This is a genomic window from Niabella terrae (genome assembly GCF_054783135.1).
On sequence record NZ_BAAGRD010000005.1, the window covers coordinates 50,108 to 69,924 of the forward strand.

The window sequence follows — 19,817 nt, forward strand, 5'->3', positions numbered from 1 at the left end:
TCACGAAAGGAAAGATACGCTAAACTGTGCAAATATCATACCGTCCTTAGCCAGGTTTTTTAGAGATCAGTGGGCGTAATGCCTGCTGCTACTTGCGGATCTCTGCGTTCAGCTCCGTTTCCAGGCTACGCATGATTTTATTCATCCAGCCATCCACTTCCTGATCTGTCAGGGTCTTCTCCCGGTCCATAAAACTGAAGTTTAAAGCCAGAGATTTGCGGTCGGTACCCAGTTTCTCGCTTTCGAAAATATCGAAGAGCTGAACGGATTGCAGTTTTTTCAACCTGAGTTTTTCAATCTGGGCCGCTACAGCAGCATAGGGCAGGGATTTGGGGACCACCAATGCAATATCCCTTTGAACCGGCTGGAATTTAGGAATCGGCTTGAACGAGGTCTTAAATGCGGCGGCTTGCCGGGAGATCTCATCCCAGTTGAGATCGGCATAAAATACCGCTTGCCGGATGTCAAAAGATTTTAACAGGTCCCGGTTGACCAATCCCAGACTTCCCAGCAGGTTACTCCTGCTTCGGATTTCGAGACCGTACTGAAAGGCTTCCGTGCTGGCTTCGGCATATTCAATTTCGGTAATGCCCGCCAGGTTCAGCAATTGGGCGACCATACCTTTCAGGGTGAACAGATCATTGGATGCGCTTTTGCCTTTCCAGGCATCGGCGTGCTGTTTGCCACTCAGGTATAAACAAAGGTGTTCAGGTTCCTCAAACTGGCCCTTATCGTTGATCAGGTAGGTCCTGCCGTATTCGAAAAGACGTAACTGCTCGTTTTTGCGGTTCAGGTTATGGGCGATGACTTCCAGTCCTGTTTGCAGCATACGGGGACGCATGATATTCAGTTCTGCACTCAGACTGTTTTTCATCCGCACCATTGTTTCCGGTTCAAGAGCCGGGAAATAAGCTTTATTGGTAATGGAATTAGTCAGGATTTCATGTGCACCCAGCCCCACCAAATAGGCAGCTGTTTTCTCCCGCAACAGCGCGGTCGCCCTATACGGATTGATTGCCGGTGTCATATGGATGGCGCTCGGGATCTGGATATTGTCCAGACCGTCGATACGCAGTATTTCTTCTACGATATCTGCCGGCAGGCTGACATCGGGTTTATGGTAGGGTACCGCAATCTTCAGGGAATCGATATCTTCCTTTTCGATCTCAAAACCCAGGGCGCCCAGAATTTTTTTCACGGCATCCGGATGATAATTTTTGCCGCTCAGCTTTTTTAGGTAATGATATTTTAGGATCACCACCTTCCGGGGTTGGGGATCGGGGTAACGATCGACGATTTCGGATACCGGTTCGCCGCCACAATATTCCAGGATCAAAGCGGCCGCTCTTTTTAGTACATTGACAGTAGCCGAAATATCCGTACCCTTTTCAAAGCGGGTGGCGGCATCCGTTCTCAGCCCATGGGCAAAGGAAGTCCGGCGGATTCCGACGGCTTCAAAACAGGCACTTTCCAGAAATATATTCCTGGTGGTATTCGTAACACCGCTATTCAGACCACCGTAAACGCCGGCGATACATAGGGGGCCTTCTGCGTCGCAGATCATCAGATCTGAAGCATTCAGTTTGCGCTCTTTGCCGTCCAGGGTTACAAAAGGGCTACCCGGTTCCGGTTTTCGAACGATGATACGCCCCCCCCGGATTTTATCGGCATCGAATGCATGCAGGGGCTGGCCGGTTTCATGAAGTATGAAATTGGTGATATCCACCAGATTATTAATAGGTTTGACGCCTATCGCCCGCAGCTGATCCTGCATCCAGACAGGTGAAGGACCGATGCTTACATTGGTGATACTGAGACCGCTGTAACGGGGGCAGGCCTGGGTGTCTTCTATCGATATTTCAATCGGGGATTGCGTTTTCGATATAGGTAATGGGGCAATGGCCGGCAGGCGCAACCCGTCTTTTTTCTGTTCATGATGGGCCAGATAGGCAGCCACATCGCGGGCAACGCCCCAATGACTCATGGCGTCCATTCGATTGGGTGTCAGGCCAATCTCATAAATGGTATCCGTATAGACCGCCAATTGGTCCGCTGCAGGGGTACCGGCTTTTGCGGTGTCGGGTAAAACAAGAATCCCTTCATGCGAGCTGCCCAGACCGATTTCATCCTCAGCGCAGATCATGCCCTGGCTTTCCTCACCCCGTATTTTGGCTGCTTTCATCGTCAGGGGCTCACCGGTAGTCGGATATATGGTCGTTCCGATGGGCGCAACAATCACTTTCTGGCCCGCTGCCACATTTGGTGCACCGCAAACGATTTTCAGTGGCGCTGTGCCACTGATATCAACCGTAGTAAGGCTCAATTTATCTGCATTGGGATGTTTGGCTGTGGTCAACACTTCGCCCACCACCAGCCCGGCTAGTCCGCCAGGGACGGAACTATAGGATTCCTGGCTTTCGACTTCCAGTCCGATCGAGGTTAAGATCTGACTCAACCGGTCTGCCGCAATGGTTTCAGGCAGGTATTTACTCAGCCATTTATAAGAAATTGTCATATTTGCTAGTCCAAAATTTATAACCGGAGAACGCCTCCGAAGCGCCGCAAAGATACAGGATTTAGGGCGTGTAAGCCAGCCGCCATCGGCCCATAAATGTAAAATAGCCCCGGTCAAATGGCCGGGGCTGGGTTGTTACAGGGTACGGGTTTACTGTTTCGGATCCATGATCCGTCCCATAAACAAGATTGTATTCGAAGTCTTTTCACTTATGATCAGGCCAAAGGGTTTATTGCAGATGAACTGGGGTGGGGGCGCCGGTGCCGATGTGACTTCTACGCCAATCGTGGTTACTGCAGCGGCTTCCGTGCCCTGTTCATCCACTGCAGCGAAAGTATTTTGCTTGACAAAACTTACAAATAGTGGTTTTACCGGAGAAATACCTTCCAAATTTGCTGCGTCAGGCTGGAACACTTTTACCATTCCCATATCCTCCAGGGTCTTGTTTAAGTCATAAGCCGCTGAAAGCTTGAATTTGGGTAAGCCCAGTTGAACCGTGCGGGTTTGAAAACTTCTTTGCAGCTGTTGCCAAGCAGCGGCATCCAGCTGATTAAAAATATCAGTAATGGATTTATCCTCATCAGGCAGCAACAGGGTAGCCCGAAACTGCCCATTGCCATAAGCCAGTTGCAGGGCTCGGTAACCCGATCCGGTCGCCAGCTCAAAGGTATCTTTCCGCTGCATCATCTGAACCGTAGACGCGGTAGCGGCTTCCCGGTAAAAAGGCTGGGCGGCGGTGTTTTTTTTGTCGAACCGGATGCGCCAGTCGCCTTTGAAGTAGAGTGCATTCATTAATAACATGACCAGATTCGGACTCAGCTCCTGAAGTACTTGAGGGATCTTGCCATTGGTATGGTCACTGGCCCATTGATTGATAATCGTCAGATCTTCCGGCAGAAAGGGCAAAGCAGTGATCTCCGCATTGAAACTGTTATGCAGGATACCGAGAAATGGTGCCTCCACGGAAAAACCATTCTTATAAAATATGGCATTGGCCAAAGCCATTTCCACAGCAGGGTCTGCCTGGGGGAGTTCCGTAAGTAGGGTGCTGTAGGCCTGGTTCAGGGCTCCCTGGGAGAGTTGTTCCGCTTTCAGTGCGTTCATTATTTCTGTATGGGTGCTGCCTTCAGCACCGTTGGCCAGCATCCCCAGGGCGATATGTAGGCTGAGCGGTGATACAAAAAGGTCTTCAGTTACGCCGGCCCGGGATTGCTGGGTTTTAAAAAAATCGAAGGAGAAGCTAGTAAATACATTGGCTACGGGTGCCGCGAGGCTGATCGGGTGCTGTTGATCGCTACCCTTTCGGTCTTCCTGCGTTGGCAGGTTTTTTTTACTGCATCCTGTCATGATTAGGAGCGCAAACCCGATACTTAAAAAAAAGCCTGTTTTCATTAATCTCGTTTTTCGTTAATCAGGCGCCGGCGTTCCGCCAGCCTTAAAGATCACCTGGTCCTATTCCGGATTCCGATGGCAGTAAAGCGGCATTCGGCGGATGAACAGCCCTGAGCATTCTATTTTTTCAAGACGTTTCTGAAACGATAAATGCAACAGCAGCAGAATATTGTGTATAAACCTGTGTATAATTTACGAATTTTGTTGAGAAATAAAGATTTTTTTCTACCCCGTTTCAGGTCTAAATTCGCCTTTTGATTTAAGGGTACAGCGCCAGTTCAATATAAATTTTTTCTTAATTTACAAGTTGGATTGCACCTAGAAATCGTTGGTATTAAAACTAATGACGGGACTTTTATCGCCGGACAAGAACCATGGATATAACAAATGTAAATAAGGACAGAAAGCAGAAGAGAAGACCAGCAGTTGACCTGGGTACAATGGTATTTGGAAAAGTACCGCCACAGGCCCGGGAATTGGAGGAAGCCGTTCTTGGAGCCATTATGCTCGAAAAGGACGCTTTTGATTTGTCCATTGAGACCATCAAGGCAGAATGTTTTTATGTCGATGCCCATCAGCGCATTTTTCGGGCAATGGAGTCGCTCTCCAGTAAAAGTCAACCCATAGATATTCTTACCGTGGTGGAGGAGCTTAGGAGTAAGGAGGAACTGGATATTGTGGGTGGCCCCTATTATATTACCAAGCTCACCAATAGTGTGGTCTCGGCTGCTAATATCGAGGCACATGCCCGGATCATTCAGGAGAAGTTCATTCAGCGGGAGCTGATTCGTATGAGCGGAGAAATCATTAGTGAAGCTTATGAGGACAGTACCGATGCTTTTCAACTGTTGGATGAGGCTGAATCGAAATTGTTTGAAATTACCAACGCACACATGCGCAGCAGCATGCAGCCCATCGATTCTGTACTGATTAAAACCATCCAGCGGATTGAGGACCTGCGGGGTCGCAACGAGGATGTAACCGGGGTGACGAGCGGTTTCAAGCCACTGGATAAAGTCACTTATGGTTGGCAAAACAGTGACCTGATTATCCTGGCAGCACGTCCTGCAGTGGGTAAGACGGCTTTTGCGCTCAATCTGGCCAGAAATGCAGTCATGAATCCGGGAAAGCCGACACCGGTCGCGTTCTTCTCGCTGGAGATGAGCGCCAGTCAGTTGGTACAACGGATTCTGGCAGCAGAGAGTGAAATCATGCTGGAGAAGATAGCCAGGGGTAAGATGGAGGAGCATGAAATGAAGCAGCTCTATACCAAAGGTATCCAGCGGCTCTCCCAGGCATCACTTTTTATTGACGATACACCTGCCCTGAATATTTTCGAATTACGTGCCAAATGCCGAAAACTCAAGAACAAACATAATATCGGCATGGTGATCATCGATTACCTGCAGTTGATGAGCGGTACCGGTGACAACCGCAACGGAAACCGGGAACAGGAGATCAGTAATATCAGCCGGAACCTTAAAGGATTGGCCAAGGAACTGAATATCCCCATTATCGCACTGTCGCAGCTGAGTCGTGCCGTCGAACAACGTGGGGCCAAAGAAGGCAGCCGCATTCCGCAGCTGAGTGACCTGCGGGAATCAGGAGCCATTGAGCAGGATGCGGATATGGTCATGTTCCTGTACCGCCCGGAGTATTATGATATCAATACCAATGCAGAAGGGGAGGATCAGAAAGGGTTGACTGAGGTGAAGATTGCCAAACACCGGAATGGCTCCCTGGAAACGATCAAACTCAAGGCCCTGCTCCATATACAGAAGTTCATCGCCTGGGACGAGGACCCCTATAATGCCATCGGTTTGGGAGGCGGCAACTGGCGTCCGGTAGACGACGGAGAAGCCGGCGGCGGAGCCCGGCTGTTTCAAGCCCAGAGCAAAATGAACGATATGAAAGACGAGGACCTGGATGATGCGCCGTTTTAAAATTGCCATTGACAGCACCCATAGGAACCTAATTCCTGTCCCATATCTGAATGCCGTTTTAATGCTGGAATGTTACCTTATTTCTATATAGAGGATTTTGACAGCGGTCAGCGTTATCTGACCCTGAATGAAACCAATTCCCGGCATGCAGTGCAGGTTTTAAGGATGAAACCTGGAGCGCCATTACATCTGACGGACGGCCAGGGGAAGCTGTTGACCGCTTCCATTATCCGGGACCATAAAAAGCATTGTGAAGTAGAAGTGCTGCAGGTTGTCCTTCAGCCGGCCGTTGCTCCGGAAGTTACTATCGCATTGGCGCCTACCAAAAACAACAGCCGTTTTGAATGGTTTTTGGAGAAAGCCACTGAACTGGGCGTGCATCGCCTGATTCCGTTGATCACCCACCGCAGCGAAAAGCAAAAGCTAAAGGCAGAACGCCTGCGGCAAATATTGATCAGTTCCATGTTGCAGAGCCGTCAGTGCCGACTACCGGAACTCTGGGAACCGCTGCCCTTTGAGCAAATATTTCAACAGGATTTTCTTCAGGATATGGCACACAAATATATCGCGCACTGTATCGAAAGCGAAAAACATTTCCTGGGCTACCAGAAGGCTCCGTCACTGATTCTGATTGGGCCTGAAGGTGATTTTACTCCTGGGGAAATAGCGCTGGCTTTGGACAGGGGCTTTGACCCGGTTAGCCTCGGGGGTACGCGTTTACGGACTGAAACAGCCGGCATAGCCGCAGCAACGCTGTTACGGGTGCCACGAGATTGATACATTCTTTATTTTTATTTTTTCGCTCATTGGTTTAGGTTTGCCTGAAAATTACCAGAATGCTAGAAGCGATTACCGCCGCAATGATTTACGATGGATCCTCGGCCCATAGCGGCAAAGTAGTGCTCGTAGAAAATGGGCGGATACAAGCCATAACAGAACAGGTGCCCCAAAATGCACGTATCCGGGATCTGGGAGCGCATCATCTGGCACCTGCGATGATCGACCTGCAGCTCAACGGGGGATACCAGTATTATTTTTCCAAAGAACTGAATGAAACGGCCCTGGAAGATATGACGAATGCCAGTTTGGAAACCGGGGCGGGATATTTTCTCCCCACCCTGATTTCTGCGCCGCCGGAAGCGATTATCCGGGCCATAGAACTGGTAAAAGCTTTCATGAAAAAGGAACCGGCTGTTTTGGGGCTGCACCTTGAGGGCCCTTTCATCAATGTGGAAAAGCGGGGGGCGCACCCGGCGGCTATTATCAGAAAGCCAACAGACGAAGAATTGCAACAAATCATTGCGGCCGGAAAGGAGGTAATTAAAGTCATTACCATCGCACCGGAATGTTTTACCGAATCCCAGTTGCAAATGCTCCTGGACAGTGGCATTCATGTCTCCTTGGGCCACAGTACCGTCAATTATGAGCAGGCAAAACATTACTTTTCAAGAGGCATCAGAATGGTAACCCATTTGTACAATGCCATGAACCAGATGGGGCACCGGGAATGCGGACTGGTAGGCGCCGTTTTCGATCATCCGCAAGTCTATGCGCCCCTGATCCTGGATGGGGGGCATTGTCATTATGCTGCGGCAAGAATAGCCTACCGCCAGAAAGGCGAGAAGCTGGTTTTGATTTCCGATGCGGCTTTCCTGGGTAGAAAAAAACAAAGTTTCGAGTGGGAACATCTGAACATTAGGATGGTCGATGGATTTTACCGGGATGAGAATGATAACCTGGGCGGCGCCGCTATTTCAATGGCGGATGCTTTTAGGGCTGCTGTGAACTACCTGGAACTACCTTTAACAGAAGCCGTGGCGATGACCAGTAGCCGGGTAGCGACCTCCATTGGGATGGCGGAAGAAGTCGGACAACTCAAAGAAGGGTACCCCGCGCGGTTTACTGTATTTGATCAGAAACTTCAGTCATTCCGTACTTTGATCGTTTAAATCCCCGCGCTGCTGAGCAAGGTAGGGGTTTTGTTGGCTTGGATATAAGTATTCGTGTATAAACGTAAATATCAACCTGACACGTCGGTCGTTATTTGACATAGAATCCTGTCAGCTGATTAGGAGTGTAAGGTTTCAGTCATGCATACCAACTACTGAATACTCGTCAAATAGGGCTTTTACCTCCTGCCACAGTTCGTAAACAATATGGGCATCAGCAGCTAATATGGTCGGGTGGTTATTTCGTTTGTTTATTGGTGAAGCAAGTCCAGATACGATACATCAGTACATCCTTTCACCAGGTTAATTATCTGTGTACCTTACCTCCCATCCACGCTTAAGCGATGAATGGATTTTACGGCACATTGTATAAAAAACGGCACCATTTGTCTTCGAATGGTGCCGCTTGGCTTTAGTCGGGATGACTGGATTCGAACCAGCGGCCTCTTCGTCCCGAACGAAGCGCGCTACCGGGCTGCGCTACATCCCGAATTAATCATCGGATTTTCATTGTGAAACGGGGAGCAAAATTAATGAATTTCGCGTGATTTTTTTAACTGTCCGAAATTTTGATAGAATCTTTAAATTGATTTTTATCGGTTTTTGCATCAGTCTTTCTCCAGGTATGAACAAGCGCTGGCTATAGGTCAGCGCAAATCTTTTTTACGATAAGTGGACCCTCATAAATAAACCCGGTCCATACCTGAACCAGCTGGGCGCCGGCCGCCATCTTATCCCGGGCATCCGCTGCCGTAAAAATCCCTCCTGATCCGACGATGGGGATCTGGCCGCCTGTTTGACGGTTGACATATTCGATTAGTGCGGTACTTCTGGCCCTGACCGGTCGGCCGCTTAATCCACCGGCTCCGATTTTTTCCTGTTCCGCTATCGGTGTATTTAAGCCTGTCCGGTCTATTGTTGTATTGGAAATTACCAATCCGTCCAGTTTTACCTCCAGGGAAAGTTCAATAACGTCATCGACCTGCGCCTGCGTGAGGTCCGGGGCTATTTTAAGCAGAATGGGTTTGGCGACCGCCTTCCCGTTATTGATCATGGCCAGGTTCCAGATAATCTTTCTCAATGACTCTTTTTCCTGCAATGCTCTTAATCCGGGGGTGTTGGGACTGCTCACGTTGACAACAAAATAATCCACGTAACGGTGGAGCTTGTTGAAACAGGTGGCGTAATCCTTCCAGGCTTCTTCATTCGGCGTGACTTTATTCTTACCGATATTACCGCCTATAATCAACGGATGGGTTTCCTGCACCTGTGCTTTATGGGCCCTCCATTCTTGCAACCGGACTGCGATGGCATCCGCCCCTTCGTTGTTAAAACCCATCCGGTTAATCAGGGCCTGGTCACTGGGAAGCCGAAACAGCCGGGGTTGGGGATTTCCATCCTGGGGCAGGGGTGTCACCGTACCAATTTCCACAAAGCCGAATCCCAGAGCTTCCAACTGTCTGAGGTATTGCGCATTTTTATCAAATCCGGCGCCCAGACCCACCGGATTCTTCAACAACATATTCAAAAAAGAAGTTTGAAGTCTTTTCCGGTTCGTGGCGGTGAATGACTGTACCAGTTTCTTGCTCCAGGAGGCTGAGGTCAGTAGTCCCAGTTGCCGCATTGCCATATGATGGGCCTGCTCTGGGGGAAACTGAAAATAGAGTTTGCGGAGTAAAGCGTACATGAGTAGCAAATATAGCCCAAGTTGCGCTGAGTTCGGACAACTGCCGGCTGATCTTATCAACAGGAATTCTTCAGGAGAAGCCCTTGGTATCAGGAAAATTGCCTGAAATCATCTTCCTGCAGGGAGCGGCTATAATTCGCAAGGAAAGCTTAAATTTGGTTTACAAAGTTGTTTATGCAACCAAATATCACCTTTTAACGATCAATATGGAAGCCTATATCGTCGCAGGATACAGAACAGCAGTGGGTAAAGCCAAAAAAGGAGGATTCCGTTTTTATCGGCCCGATGACCTGGCGATCGATGTGATTAAGGGGCTGTTGGCTAGTCTGCCGCAACTGGATCCGTCCAGGGTGGATGATGTAATTGTCGGTAATGCGGTACCCGAGGCAGAACAGGGCTTGCAGGTAGGCCGGATTATTGCGGCCCGGGCGATAGGCATTGATACGCCGGGTGCTACGGTAAACCGGTATTGCGCTTCAGGCTTGGAAACGATAGCTATCGCTACCGCGAAGATCCGTGCCGGTATGGCAGACTGCATTATAGCGGGAGGAACGGAAAGCATGAGCCTGGTGCCGGCTTCCGGCTGGAAAACCGTTCCGGCTTATTCCATTGCCAGTACGGATCCGGATTACTATCTGAATATGGGTCTGACTGCTGAGGCGGTGGCTGAAGAGTATAAAGTGAGTAGGGAGGATCAGGATGCCTTCAGTTATCAGTCCCATAAGAAGGCATTAGCTGCTATTGAGCATGGCTATTTTAAAGAGGGGATTCTACCCATTACGGTAGAAGAAGTATATCTGGATGAGCACAACAAACGAGCCGTCAGATCCAGTGTAGTAGCCGTTGATGAAGGCCCCAGGGCAGACACCTCTCCCGAACGGCTGGCCCAGCTAAAGCCCGTTTTCGCGGCCGGGGGAACAGTAACAGCGGGAAATTCTTCGCAAACCAGTGACGGTGCGGCTTTTGTGATTGTGATGAGTGAGAAAATGATGCAGGAACTGCAACTGGCACCCATCGGCCGGTTGGTCGCCTGCGCGGTTGCAGGCGTCGAGCCCCGGATAATGGGTATTGGGCCGGTAGCTGCCATTCCCAAAGTACTCCGTCAGTCGGGACAGCGGTTAAGTGATATGGATTTGATCGAGTTAAATGAAGCTTTTGCCGCGCAGTCCATTGCGGTAATCCGGGAGGCCGGGCTGGAGCCTGAAAAAGTAAATATCAACGGAGGGGCTATTGCGCTTGGTCATCCGCTGGGATGTACCGGAACCAAGCTGACCATTCAGATCCTGGGGGATCTGAAAAGACTGAACAAGAAGTACGGACTGGTCACTGCCTGTGTAGGCGGCGGGCAAGGCATTGCTGGAATATTAGAGCGGCTGTGAACTACCAAACCACTAAAGATGGTTTGGCTTCGTACTTCATAGCAACTTGCTTACTGCTCCGAAGAGTTAGAAGTCTTACTGTCGCTCCATACGTGTACTCGCAAGTCCCTTACGAGGTTTTTTAAGTCTTGTACTGACAAAACAAAGGTAAATGGCTTTTGTGAAATAGCCAAATACGTTGTGCCTTACATCCCAAAAACTAAAAGACTTTTGGGTTTTACGGCACGTCTTATAAACCGTTTGTTTTACATGGTAAAGCTGCCTTGTGCAGCTTTTTTTCTGTCAGAACTGACCCTAGTGTTTTTGGGTGTTGGGAATTGCGGTTTGAGTTTCCAAAAGTTTTGAACGGAAAAATCCGTCTAACCTTTTTAAATCTTATCGGTAACTATGGTGAAACCTTTCTCTAAAACCCTGAATCTCGCAAATATTGTCCGGCAATTATGGCCTTTCGTTAAGCCCTACCGTAAAATGGTACTCGGGACCCTGACATTGACACTGATCGGAGCCCTGGCGGCACAGGTCAATCCGCTGATCCTGAAGTATACGGTTGATGAGGTCGATATGCTGCTGCATCAGCCAGATCCTATGCAACAGGGTGCCCGTCTGCTAATGATCATTTCTGCGGTGTTATTTGGCAAAGAACTGGTCAATATATTTATTCAGTTTGGCCAGAAATATTATGGCGAGAAGATCAGGATCAATATTAGTAACAGCCTCGCAGAAAGAGCGATTGAGAAGATTCTGACCTATAAGATGCATTTTTTTTCGTTGCCGGAAAACCAATCCGGGAAGCTGCAGACCCGGATTGATCGCGGGGTGGAAAGCCTCACCAAACTGGTCCAGAATTTTTTTATTGATATTCTGCCGCTCTTGTCGAATTCCATCCTGGCACTGGTCATCATGTTTATGGCCAATGTTTATGTGGGGCTGATAGCCGTGACGATATTGCCGGCCTATTTTTATGTAAGCTCCCGTCAGGCGAAAAAGCTGCAAGGTGTCAGAAGGCAACTGCGGCGGGGCCGCGAAAACAAGAGCAACGGCCTGCTTAACCTGATAGACTCTATGACCGTGATCAAAAGTTTCGTACGCGAAGATATTGAAGAAAAAAAGCAATTAACCATTCAGCAGCAGCTGACCAATGATCAGCTATACACCCGAAGAACCAATTTCACCTATGACGGCGTTAAAAGCTTTATTGAACAGATTGGCGTGGTACTGATCATTATCCTGACGGCCTATCTCGTCCTGGACCATCAGATCAGCATTGGTGCAATTATGCTGCATATTATGCTATTCAACAATGTTTCTTCTCCCATCCGGCAGCTACACCGCATCTACGATGAAGTCAATGATGCCTTTATTTATGCGGAAGCGTATTTTCAAATCATTGAAGATGATGATGAAATTGAACAGTCCGGGACCCATATTGTGCAGGAAGCAGACGGCAACTTCGAAATGCAGCATGTGGATTTTACCTATCCCAACGGCACTAAAGCACTGCATGACATCAGCCTGAAAATTGAAAGGGATAAAACTACCGCGCTGGTGGGATTAAGCGGCGCCGGTAAAAGTACCATCCTCAACCTGCTGAATAAATTTTATCAACCCGACAGTGGCCGTATCCTGCTGGATGGCATCGATCTGTCTGAGTACGAGAATGCGAGCCTTCGATCTGAAATCGGTCTGGTATTACAGAAGAACCATATTTTCAAAGGAACCATTGAAGAAAATATCCGCTACGGTAAAATGACTGCTACCTCCGAGGAGATCATGGAGGCGGCCAAGAAAGCCTACCTGCACGATCAAATTATGGAATTGCCGATGCAATACGAGAGTGACGCTCAGTTACTGAGTGGCGGACAGCAGCAGCGGATCGCTATTGCGCGGTTATTTCTCAAGGATCCTCCGATTATATTTCTGGATGAACCTACGGCGAGTCTGGATGCGATTGCTACCGAGCAAATTAAGAACAGTCTGGATGCGATAAAGAAGAACCGGACTGTGGTGATCATCTCGCATTCTATTTCCCAAATTGTGGACGCGGATATTATTTATGTACTCAAACAGGGGCGGGTCGTGGAAAGTGGTACCCATGAATCTCTGAGCGGGACCCCCGGCGTTTATAGGGAAATTTTCGAAGCTTCTGCACGCAGCCTGAATATTGAAAGAATCGCCCGCACATTTGTGGGCTGATTTAGATTTTCATTAACATCTTTTTGAGCGGACTACCTGTCTACTTATAAAGTATCCGTTATGAAAATGAAAATCGCATTTAGTATGATCGTTGCCGCAACAATGAGCATTGTTGGGGCACAGGCGCAAAGCCGTTATGTGCCCAAGCCTTCAGTACACATATCGATAGGTATCAATCAGCCACCTGTTTATTATGCACCCAGACCGGTTGCTGTTTATCCGGTACGCTACGCCAGCAGGCCCTATTATTCAGGATACCGCCATAACCGTTATCACCGCAGCAGGCATCATTATCAAAGCCAATATATGCCCCACGGGCATGCAAAAAAGTATTACAAATACAAATCCGTTAAGGGTTCTCACTCTGGTCATTATAAGTATAAAAAGCATCGCAGATAGCCGGTGCTGCTATTTCCGGAGATGGCACTTGCAAAAATTACAGGCTGTGTACCGGCAGGTCCCTATGCACAGACAGAATGATTAACCCAGTTTTATTTTATTAAAAAGAATGCCATGAAAAATTATCGTCTTAAACCTTTTATTGTAGTAATCGGTCTATTGTTTTTGTTTATCGTTGCCGGTTTCAGTTCCTGTGCGCCCCCCATGCATTCCCACCGGCATCACGGATATTATGGGCAGCACCGACATATGCCGCCCGGCCATGCAAAAAAATATTATGGCCAGAAATCAGCAAGGTCTTTCGCACCGGGGCATAACAAGAATAGGAAATACCGGAGATAGCTATTGATGCTGATACTCAACGGGAAACCTTGTCGTTTGCAATGAATAGCATTACGTACCATTTACTGGCATTTTCTTTGATCCCTTACGATAAAGCAATATCATGAAAACTTCTAAATGTAGACAGCCGGTACTCGTTGGCGGCCTATTGATAATGTTTATGTTGGGAGCAGGTTCCTGCGCGCCGCCCCTGCACCCACGCCGCCCGCCCGGGCACAAGCACCGTCGCCCACCACATGCTTATAATGAACAATTTCATAAACATGACCCATCTGTATTGTATTATAGCTACGTTCGATAAGAGATAAGTCCTGATGGTACTTTAATAGTAATGAGCATCCACAATGGATGCTTTTTAGTTCTCAGACCCGAATTTCCGTATATCGTAAAAAGATTTTCCCAAATTCGACAACGAGTCGGTGGGTTCTTTTATAGTTTTGTGTTAACAATGAAAAAGCGAAATGGGCGATACCTCCGCTTTTTATATCGGGAAACCAATGGTTTTATGTGAGGTCGGCCCAACTAAAATTGGATGAAAGATTTTTCCTTAAGCAGATAGTTTTCGAGAGCGCACCGTTTATGTCTATAAGTGGTGCTTTTTTTATACAGGTCGGCCTAACCGCATCCTGTCCGATATTTGCAGCCGTTTTCTCTTTTGGTCAGGGGACATTTATATATTTATGAATCTGGAGGCTCAGTTCCCATTGCGGATGCTTTTTAATATAGTCAACGATCAGTGGCTGCATTTCCTGCGCCTTGGACCATTCCGGTTGCAGGTATAATTTACAGGTGGGCCCCACCTGAGCGGCAAATTTTTCACCCCAGACAAAATCAGATTTATTATATACGATGATCTTTAATTCATGGGCCCGCTCAGTGACCTCCGGTAAAGGGGCTTTAAATTTCTTGGGCGAAAGACAGATCCAGTCCCAGCTGCCTGATAAGGGGGAGGAACCCGAAGTTTCAATATTGGTTTGAATGCCCCGATCCTGCAATGCGCAGGTAAGCGCATCCAGGTTATGGAGGAGGGGTTCGCCGCCGGTAATGACAGCCAGGGGGGCGCCGGATTGCTGCACTTTCTCCGCCATTTCAGTTACCGAGAATTCCGAATGGCCCGTCATCGGCCAACTTTCCTTTACATCGCACCAGACGCAGCCCACATCACAACCACCCAGTCGGATAAAATATGCCGCCCGCCCCTGATGGTAACCTTCCCCCTGGATGGTGTAAAAGTCCTCCATCACCGGAAGCAGGTTTTTTTGATGAATATCTGTCTTTAGGTTTTTGATTTTAGTAATATTTACTGGAAGAGACAAAGGTACGATATTGTGAACCGGCGATGAGAAGACCACCTGCGGAAAGAGGTCCGCTGGCAGCCCTTTGAAACCAATAGACTATAATTTAGATGCCGGCCTTAGTCCCGCTCCAAGCAGGATTTATAGGTATTTTTCATCAATGCGGCGATCGTCATCGGGCCGACGCCCCCCGGTACCGGCGTGATGAAAGCACATTTTGGCGCTACTTCTTTAAAGTCCACATCACCGGCCAGCCGATAACCGGATTTTTTGCTGGAATCAGGCAGTCGGGTAATCCCTACATCAATTACTACGGCGCCCTCTTTGACCATATCCGCTTTCAAGAATTCAGGGATGCCGATAGCAGCTACAATAATATCCGCCTGCAGACAGATTTCTTTCAGGTTTTCTGTCTTGGAATGACAGAGGGTTACCGTGCAGTTACCGGGATTCGCGTTTTCACTTAGAAGAATACTCATCGGTCTGCCAACAATATTACTACGACCCAGCACTACCGCATGTTTTCCGGCGGTAGGAACTTTATTATGTTCCAACAGCAACATGATGCCATATGGCGTCGCAGCAATAAAAGCCTCTTTTTCCCGAAGCACCATTCTGCCAATGTTCTGGGGATGAAACCCGTCTACATCCTTGGAAGGGGAGATGGTCTCAATGACTTTTTTCTCAGAAATATGTTCCGGTAAAGGCAGCTGTACCAGGATGCCGTCTACATCGGGATCTTCATTGAGTTCCTCGATCTTCTCCAGAAGTTTATTTTCAGCGATATCCGCTTCGTACTCTATTAATGTTGAAAGAAATCCAATTTCATTACAGGTTTTAACTTTTGAAGCCACATACGTCTGACTCGCGCCGTTATCGCCCACCAGAATTGCTGCCAGGTGGGGTTTTTTCTTTCCACTTGCCGAGCGTTGCGCTACGTCCAGCTTAATTGCATCCAATATGGTTCTGGATGTCTTCTTACCATCTAATAATTGCATAGCCTGCAAAGATGCACAAAGTTTTTGATCTGTATATCAATTATCAACTGATCCGCGGGTTAGCGAAAATTATTCCTTTTCAGATCTGACAGACGGACAGATTGTGGTTTTTTTGTGTGAATTTGTCCAGAACCCCGTTGAGCGAGAAACCTGCAAATACTTGCAAATTACAACTAACGGACGTTATTTTTTGGTTGATTTTGATCAATATTTTTAACAACTGCCATTACGGGACTTACCGGGTAAGAAATTGCCTATCAATATTTTAATAATCATCTTGATAAGATTCGCTTAAAAAGCCGACACTAACCATTAAAGTAATTTGAAATAATTGTTAAAAAAAATATAACTTGGTCTTGGCTAATTGCAGGTTTATCAAGAAAGTTGAAACCCTGTTTATGTTTTAATCCGATTTAATCAATTTTTTAACAAAAAAGTTTTACATGAGAAAAATTCTATTGCTATTAGCAATGTTTATGGGATTTTCGTTTCTGGCTTTTTCTCAAACCGGTACTGTTTCCGGTACAGTTATCGATGAAAATGGAGCGCCAGTTCCGTTTGCTACGGTAGCGGTAAAAGGTACAGAAACTGCCGTATCTGCGGATGCTGATGGTAAGTTTACGATTAGTGCGGCTCAGGGAGCTACCCTGGTATTTACAGCGACCGGCTTTAACGAGGCGGAATCAGTAGTGAGTGGCGAAGCCATGAATGTTGTGCTAACTAGAAGCGATTCAACGATTATTCCTGAAGTAGTGGTAACGGGCGCCTTTAATACAAAGCGTGCCGCGCGTGGATTAAGTTCCAATACCCAAACCGTAAGCAGTGATCAACTGAATACGATTCGCCAACAGAATATTAATAATGCGTTAGCCGGGAAAGTGGCAGGTATTCAGGTAAGAAGCCAGTCTGTCGCAAAACTGGGCGTTGAAACGGTAATTCGTTTAAGAGGGGAGAATGGTTTCGGCATTGGTGATGGCGCAATCTATGTAGTGGATGGTACCATCGTTCCCAGTGGTGGCGATATTAATATGGATGATATCGAAAATGTCTCAGTTCTTCAGGGACCTGCAGCCAGTGCGCTGTTTGGTTCTGACGGTTCTAATGGTGCCATTGTTATCACGACGAAAAGGGCCAGAAAGAATCAGAAAGGCATGGGCTTGGAAATTAACAGCGGCGTACAATTTGATAAAGTGTATATCATGCCTGACTTCCAGAATTCATATGCTGGTGGTAATGATTATGATATGCATAAATTTACCTATATACCAGGCTTTCACCCTGAAGAATGGGCTTCTCTGGATGGTAAATATTATCACGATTATCAGGAAGATGTCAGCTGGGGTCCCCGTATGCTTGGCCAAGAGTATATTCCCTGGTATTCCTGGTATCCGGGTACTAAATATACAGGTACAACGGCCAGCCTGGTACCACAAAAGAATAATGCAAGGGATTACTTTAATACAGGCGTAACAGCGGTAAACAATGTCAATTTTTCTAAGGCTGGCGAAGGGTTTAACTTTAGGGCGTCTTATACCAATACAGACATTAAAGGGTTAATCCCCACATCCTGGTTAAAGAGAAATATGTTCAATGTCAACACATCTGTTGACCTGGGTAAGAAGTTAACCCTGTCTGCGAACATTACTTATTTGGACCAGCGTTCCAATGCGGAAAATGATGACGGTTATTCGAACAATACTTCTGGCTCCTTTAACCAATGGTTCCATCGGGATCTGGATATTGATATTATGCGGGAATTTACCGATTACTTGAATGTATATGGACAACAAGCATCCTGGAACCATACAAATCCGAGTGGATACGATCCTGCGAATCCGACGGCTTTTTACCGACCCTATTACTGGTTCAGTCCTTATAGTTGGCAGAAAGGTATTTCAAATGTGAATGATAAAACCCGTTTGTACGGGAATGCCTCCTTGGCCTATAAGCCAATTGAAGACTTAACGGTCAGATTTACCTATCGGAAGGCATATCTGAATCAGAATACTGATAGAAGACAATATTATGTGTTACAACAGACCAATGCAGGTAATACCTCATCCGGATTTAACTATTGGGAGTTGATCTCCGGAAGAAGCGCTACCTGGCAAGGCTTTGGTTATTCGACAAACCGTTCAGATCGTCAGAATTTCGAGTTCCTGGCAAGCTATAACAAAAAACTTACTGAAGATTGGGAGATAGGTGCCAACGCCGGTGTGGATATATTAAAAACCGCACAGGAAGTAACTTCCTGGAACTCCCTTGGGGGACTGAATGTTCCTGATGAGTTTATCATTTCTAACTCTGTAAAGGCTAATCCTCCGGCCAGAACACTTATCAATGTTGGAAGACGCGCCTTGTTTTTGACCGCGAACGTTGGATTTAAGAAAGCTTTTTATATCGATGGAACTTTCCGAAGAGACTATTGGTCCACAGAACTTGAGCCGATTGATACAAAAAGCGGTGGTTTTGCGGTAGTTTTCAATGATCTATTGGGATTAAACAATAGTACGCCCCTTAACTATTTAAAACTCCGCGGTTCAATAGGTCAAATTGCCAATGCGTTGGGTGCCTATGACAACTCGTTGGTGTATGCGAATCTTTACCCAATTCCATTTGATGGTTCTGTGAGAATGGCTACCGAGCCTAATTCCGGATTAGATCCCAATCTTCATGGGTCTGTAAATACAGAAAAGGAATTAGGTTTGGAATTGAGATTCTTGAGACAAAGACTGACATTGAATGCTACCTATTGGGATAGGACAAATAAGGATTTTCCGTATAGTGTAGCTGTTGCGCCAACTTCTGGTATAAGTTCTTTACGTACCAACGTCGGAGAGATTAAGAAAAAAGGTATCGAGTTGCAAGTCAACGCCCTTCCTGTCGACATACAGAATCTTAAATGGAATATTAACGTGAACTGGGCATACCTGCTTAATAACGATGTTATTTCGATTTCTCCAGGTGTACCTTCGTTTACAATTTCCAGTGGACAGGCAGGCACTGATGCCTATGTTCAGATTGAAGAAGGTCACCGCTGGGGTCAGCTGGTTGGTAGAGCGATCATGAGAATTGACGGTCAACCCGTAATAGACGAAGATGGCCTGTTTGTCATGGACGTTGATGAAAATGATGCGGTGAAGCTGAAAAACTACGGTTCGGTACTGCCCAGGTATACCGGTGGTGTTCAAAACAGTTTTACCCTGTTTAACAATTTTATACTCGATGCGAGTATTGACTTTTCTTCCGGAGGTAAATTCATGTCAATGTCCAAAGCCTACGGTACCGCTACCGGACTGTGGAGCTGGACTGCCACAGCCAACGACAAGGGAAATCCCATCCGGGATGCTCCTGAAGACGGAGGTGGTGTGCACGTTGTAGGTGTGGATATTGACGGAAATCCCGTTGATACCTATGTTGCGGCGAGACCCTATTTTGAGCAGTTTGCTTACGGTACCGGAATTGTAGAACCGTTTATCTCAGATCTTACATTCGTGAAGCTTAGGGAACTAAGTTTGGGTTATTTGATTCCGTTGGAGAAAATAGGAAGGGTTGGTAACTATATTACCAATGCTACATTTTCTATCGTAGCGAGAAATCCCTGGTTAATATATGCCAAACAACCCGGATTTGATCCTTCTGAAATTTCAACTAACTACGGTGAGGATGGACAATTGCCTGGTACAAGATCGATTGGATTTAATTTGAAGATCGGTTTTTAAAAT

Annotated in this window: 12 protein-coding genes and 1 tRNA gene; 7 read left to right on the forward strand and 6 right to left on the reverse strand. The window is 47.1% G+C overall.

The annotated features are described in order from the left end of the window. Window positions 1-88 precede the first annotated feature (88 nt). Both pheT and ACYVI9_RS06185 read right to left on the reverse strand, forming a co-directional pair. A complete protein-coding gene (pheT, locus tag ACYVI9_RS06180; RefSeq protein ID WP_460762086.1) occupies window positions 89-2,515 on the reverse strand; it encodes a phenylalanine--tRNA ligase subunit beta in 2,427 nt (808 codons plus the stop codon). Window positions 2,516-2,665: 150 nt separating this feature from the next. After that, on the reverse strand, window positions 2,666-3,907 hold the full coding sequence (locus ACYVI9_RS06185) for a serpin family protein (protein WP_460762088.1): 1,242 nt from the start codon (window positions 3,905-3,907) through the stop codon (window positions 2,666-2,668). A gap of 374 nt (window positions 3,908-4,281) precedes the next feature. On the opposite strand from ACYVI9_RS06185, the gene dnaB reads away from it, so the two are divergent. The 3 genes from dnaB to nagA all read left to right on the forward strand — a co-directional run bounded on the left by dnaB (window position 4,282) and on the right by nagA (window position 7,799). Further along, window positions 4,282-5,850, forward strand: coding sequence for a replicative DNA helicase (gene dnaB, locus ACYVI9_RS06190; protein ID WP_460762090.1), 1,569 nt, complete (start codon window positions 4,282-4,284; stop codon window positions 5,848-5,850). Between the two features lie 69 nt (window positions 5,851-5,919). After that, window positions 5,920-6,627, forward strand: coding sequence for an RsmE family RNA methyltransferase (locus ACYVI9_RS06195; RefSeq protein WP_460762093.1), 708 nt, complete (start codon window positions 5,920-5,922; stop codon window positions 6,625-6,627). A gap of 59 nt (window positions 6,628-6,686) precedes the next feature. Then, complete coding sequence (gene nagA / locus ACYVI9_RS06200; RefSeq protein WP_460762097.1) at window positions 6,687-7,799, forward strand: N-acetylglucosamine-6-phosphate deacetylase; 1,113 nt, start codon at window positions 6,687-6,689, stop codon at window positions 7,797-7,799. Between the two features lie 416 nt (window positions 7,800-8,215). On the opposite strand, the gene ACYVI9_RS06205 is transcribed toward nagA, so the two are convergent. Beyond that, a tRNA-Pro gene (locus ACYVI9_RS06205) sits at window positions 8,216-8,289 on the reverse strand. 150 nt (window positions 8,290-8,439) lie between these two features. Then, the gene (locus ACYVI9_RS06210; RefSeq protein ID WP_460762099.1) at window positions 8,440-9,486 is read right to left on the reverse strand and encodes a quinone-dependent dihydroorotate dehydrogenase; all 1,047 of its coding nucleotides are present in this window, start codon (window positions 9,484-9,486) and stop codon (window positions 8,440-8,442) included. Window positions 9,487-9,692: 206 nt separating this feature from the next. On the opposite strand from ACYVI9_RS06210, the gene ACYVI9_RS06215 reads away from it, so the two are divergent. The 3 genes from ACYVI9_RS06215 (at window position 9,693) to ACYVI9_RS06225 (ending at window position 13,457) form a co-directional block, all read left to right on the forward strand. Further along, entirely contained in the window at window positions 9,693-10,865 is a 1,173-nt protein-coding gene (locus ACYVI9_RS06215) for an acetyl-CoA C-acyltransferase (RefSeq protein ID WP_460762102.1), read from the forward strand. 387 nt (window positions 10,866-11,252) lie between these two features. Then, a complete protein-coding gene (locus ACYVI9_RS06220) occupies window positions 11,253-13,058 on the forward strand; it encodes an ABC transporter ATP-binding protein (protein WP_460762104.1) in 1,806 nt (601 codons plus the stop codon). Between the two features lie 60 nt (window positions 13,059-13,118). After that, window positions 13,119-13,457 (forward strand): hypothetical protein, encoded by a 339-nt coding sequence (locus ACYVI9_RS06225; RefSeq protein ID WP_460762107.1) that lies wholly within the window; start codon window positions 13,119-13,121, stop codon window positions 13,455-13,457. A 1,001-nt stretch (window positions 13,458-14,458) separates the two neighbouring features. Here the strand turns inward: ACYVI9_RS06225 and ACYVI9_RS06230 are convergent. Together ACYVI9_RS06230 and ACYVI9_RS06235 are read right to left on the reverse strand one after the other, a co-directional pair. Next, the gene (locus tag ACYVI9_RS06230; RefSeq protein WP_460762109.1) at window positions 14,459-15,040 is read right to left on the reverse strand and encodes a 7-carboxy-7-deazaguanine synthase QueE; all 582 of its coding nucleotides are present in this window, start codon (window positions 15,038-15,040) and stop codon (window positions 14,459-14,461) included. Window positions 15,041-15,213: 173 nt separating this feature from the next. Then, window positions 15,214-16,092: a bifunctional 5,10-methylenetetrahydrofolate dehydrogenase/5,10-methenyltetrahydrofolate cyclohydrolase gene (locus ACYVI9_RS06235; protein WP_460762112.1), complete on the reverse strand. Its 879-nt coding sequence runs from the start codon at window positions 16,090-16,092 to the stop codon at window positions 15,214-15,216. A 443-nt stretch (window positions 16,093-16,535) separates the two neighbouring features. Between ACYVI9_RS06235 and ACYVI9_RS06240 the strand changes: the two genes are divergently transcribed. Then, window positions 16,536-19,814: a SusC/RagA family TonB-linked outer membrane protein gene (locus tag ACYVI9_RS06240; protein ID WP_460762115.1), complete on the forward strand. Its 3,279-nt coding sequence runs from the start codon at window positions 16,536-16,538 to the stop codon at window positions 19,812-19,814. Window positions 19,815-19,817 lie beyond the last annotated feature (3 nt).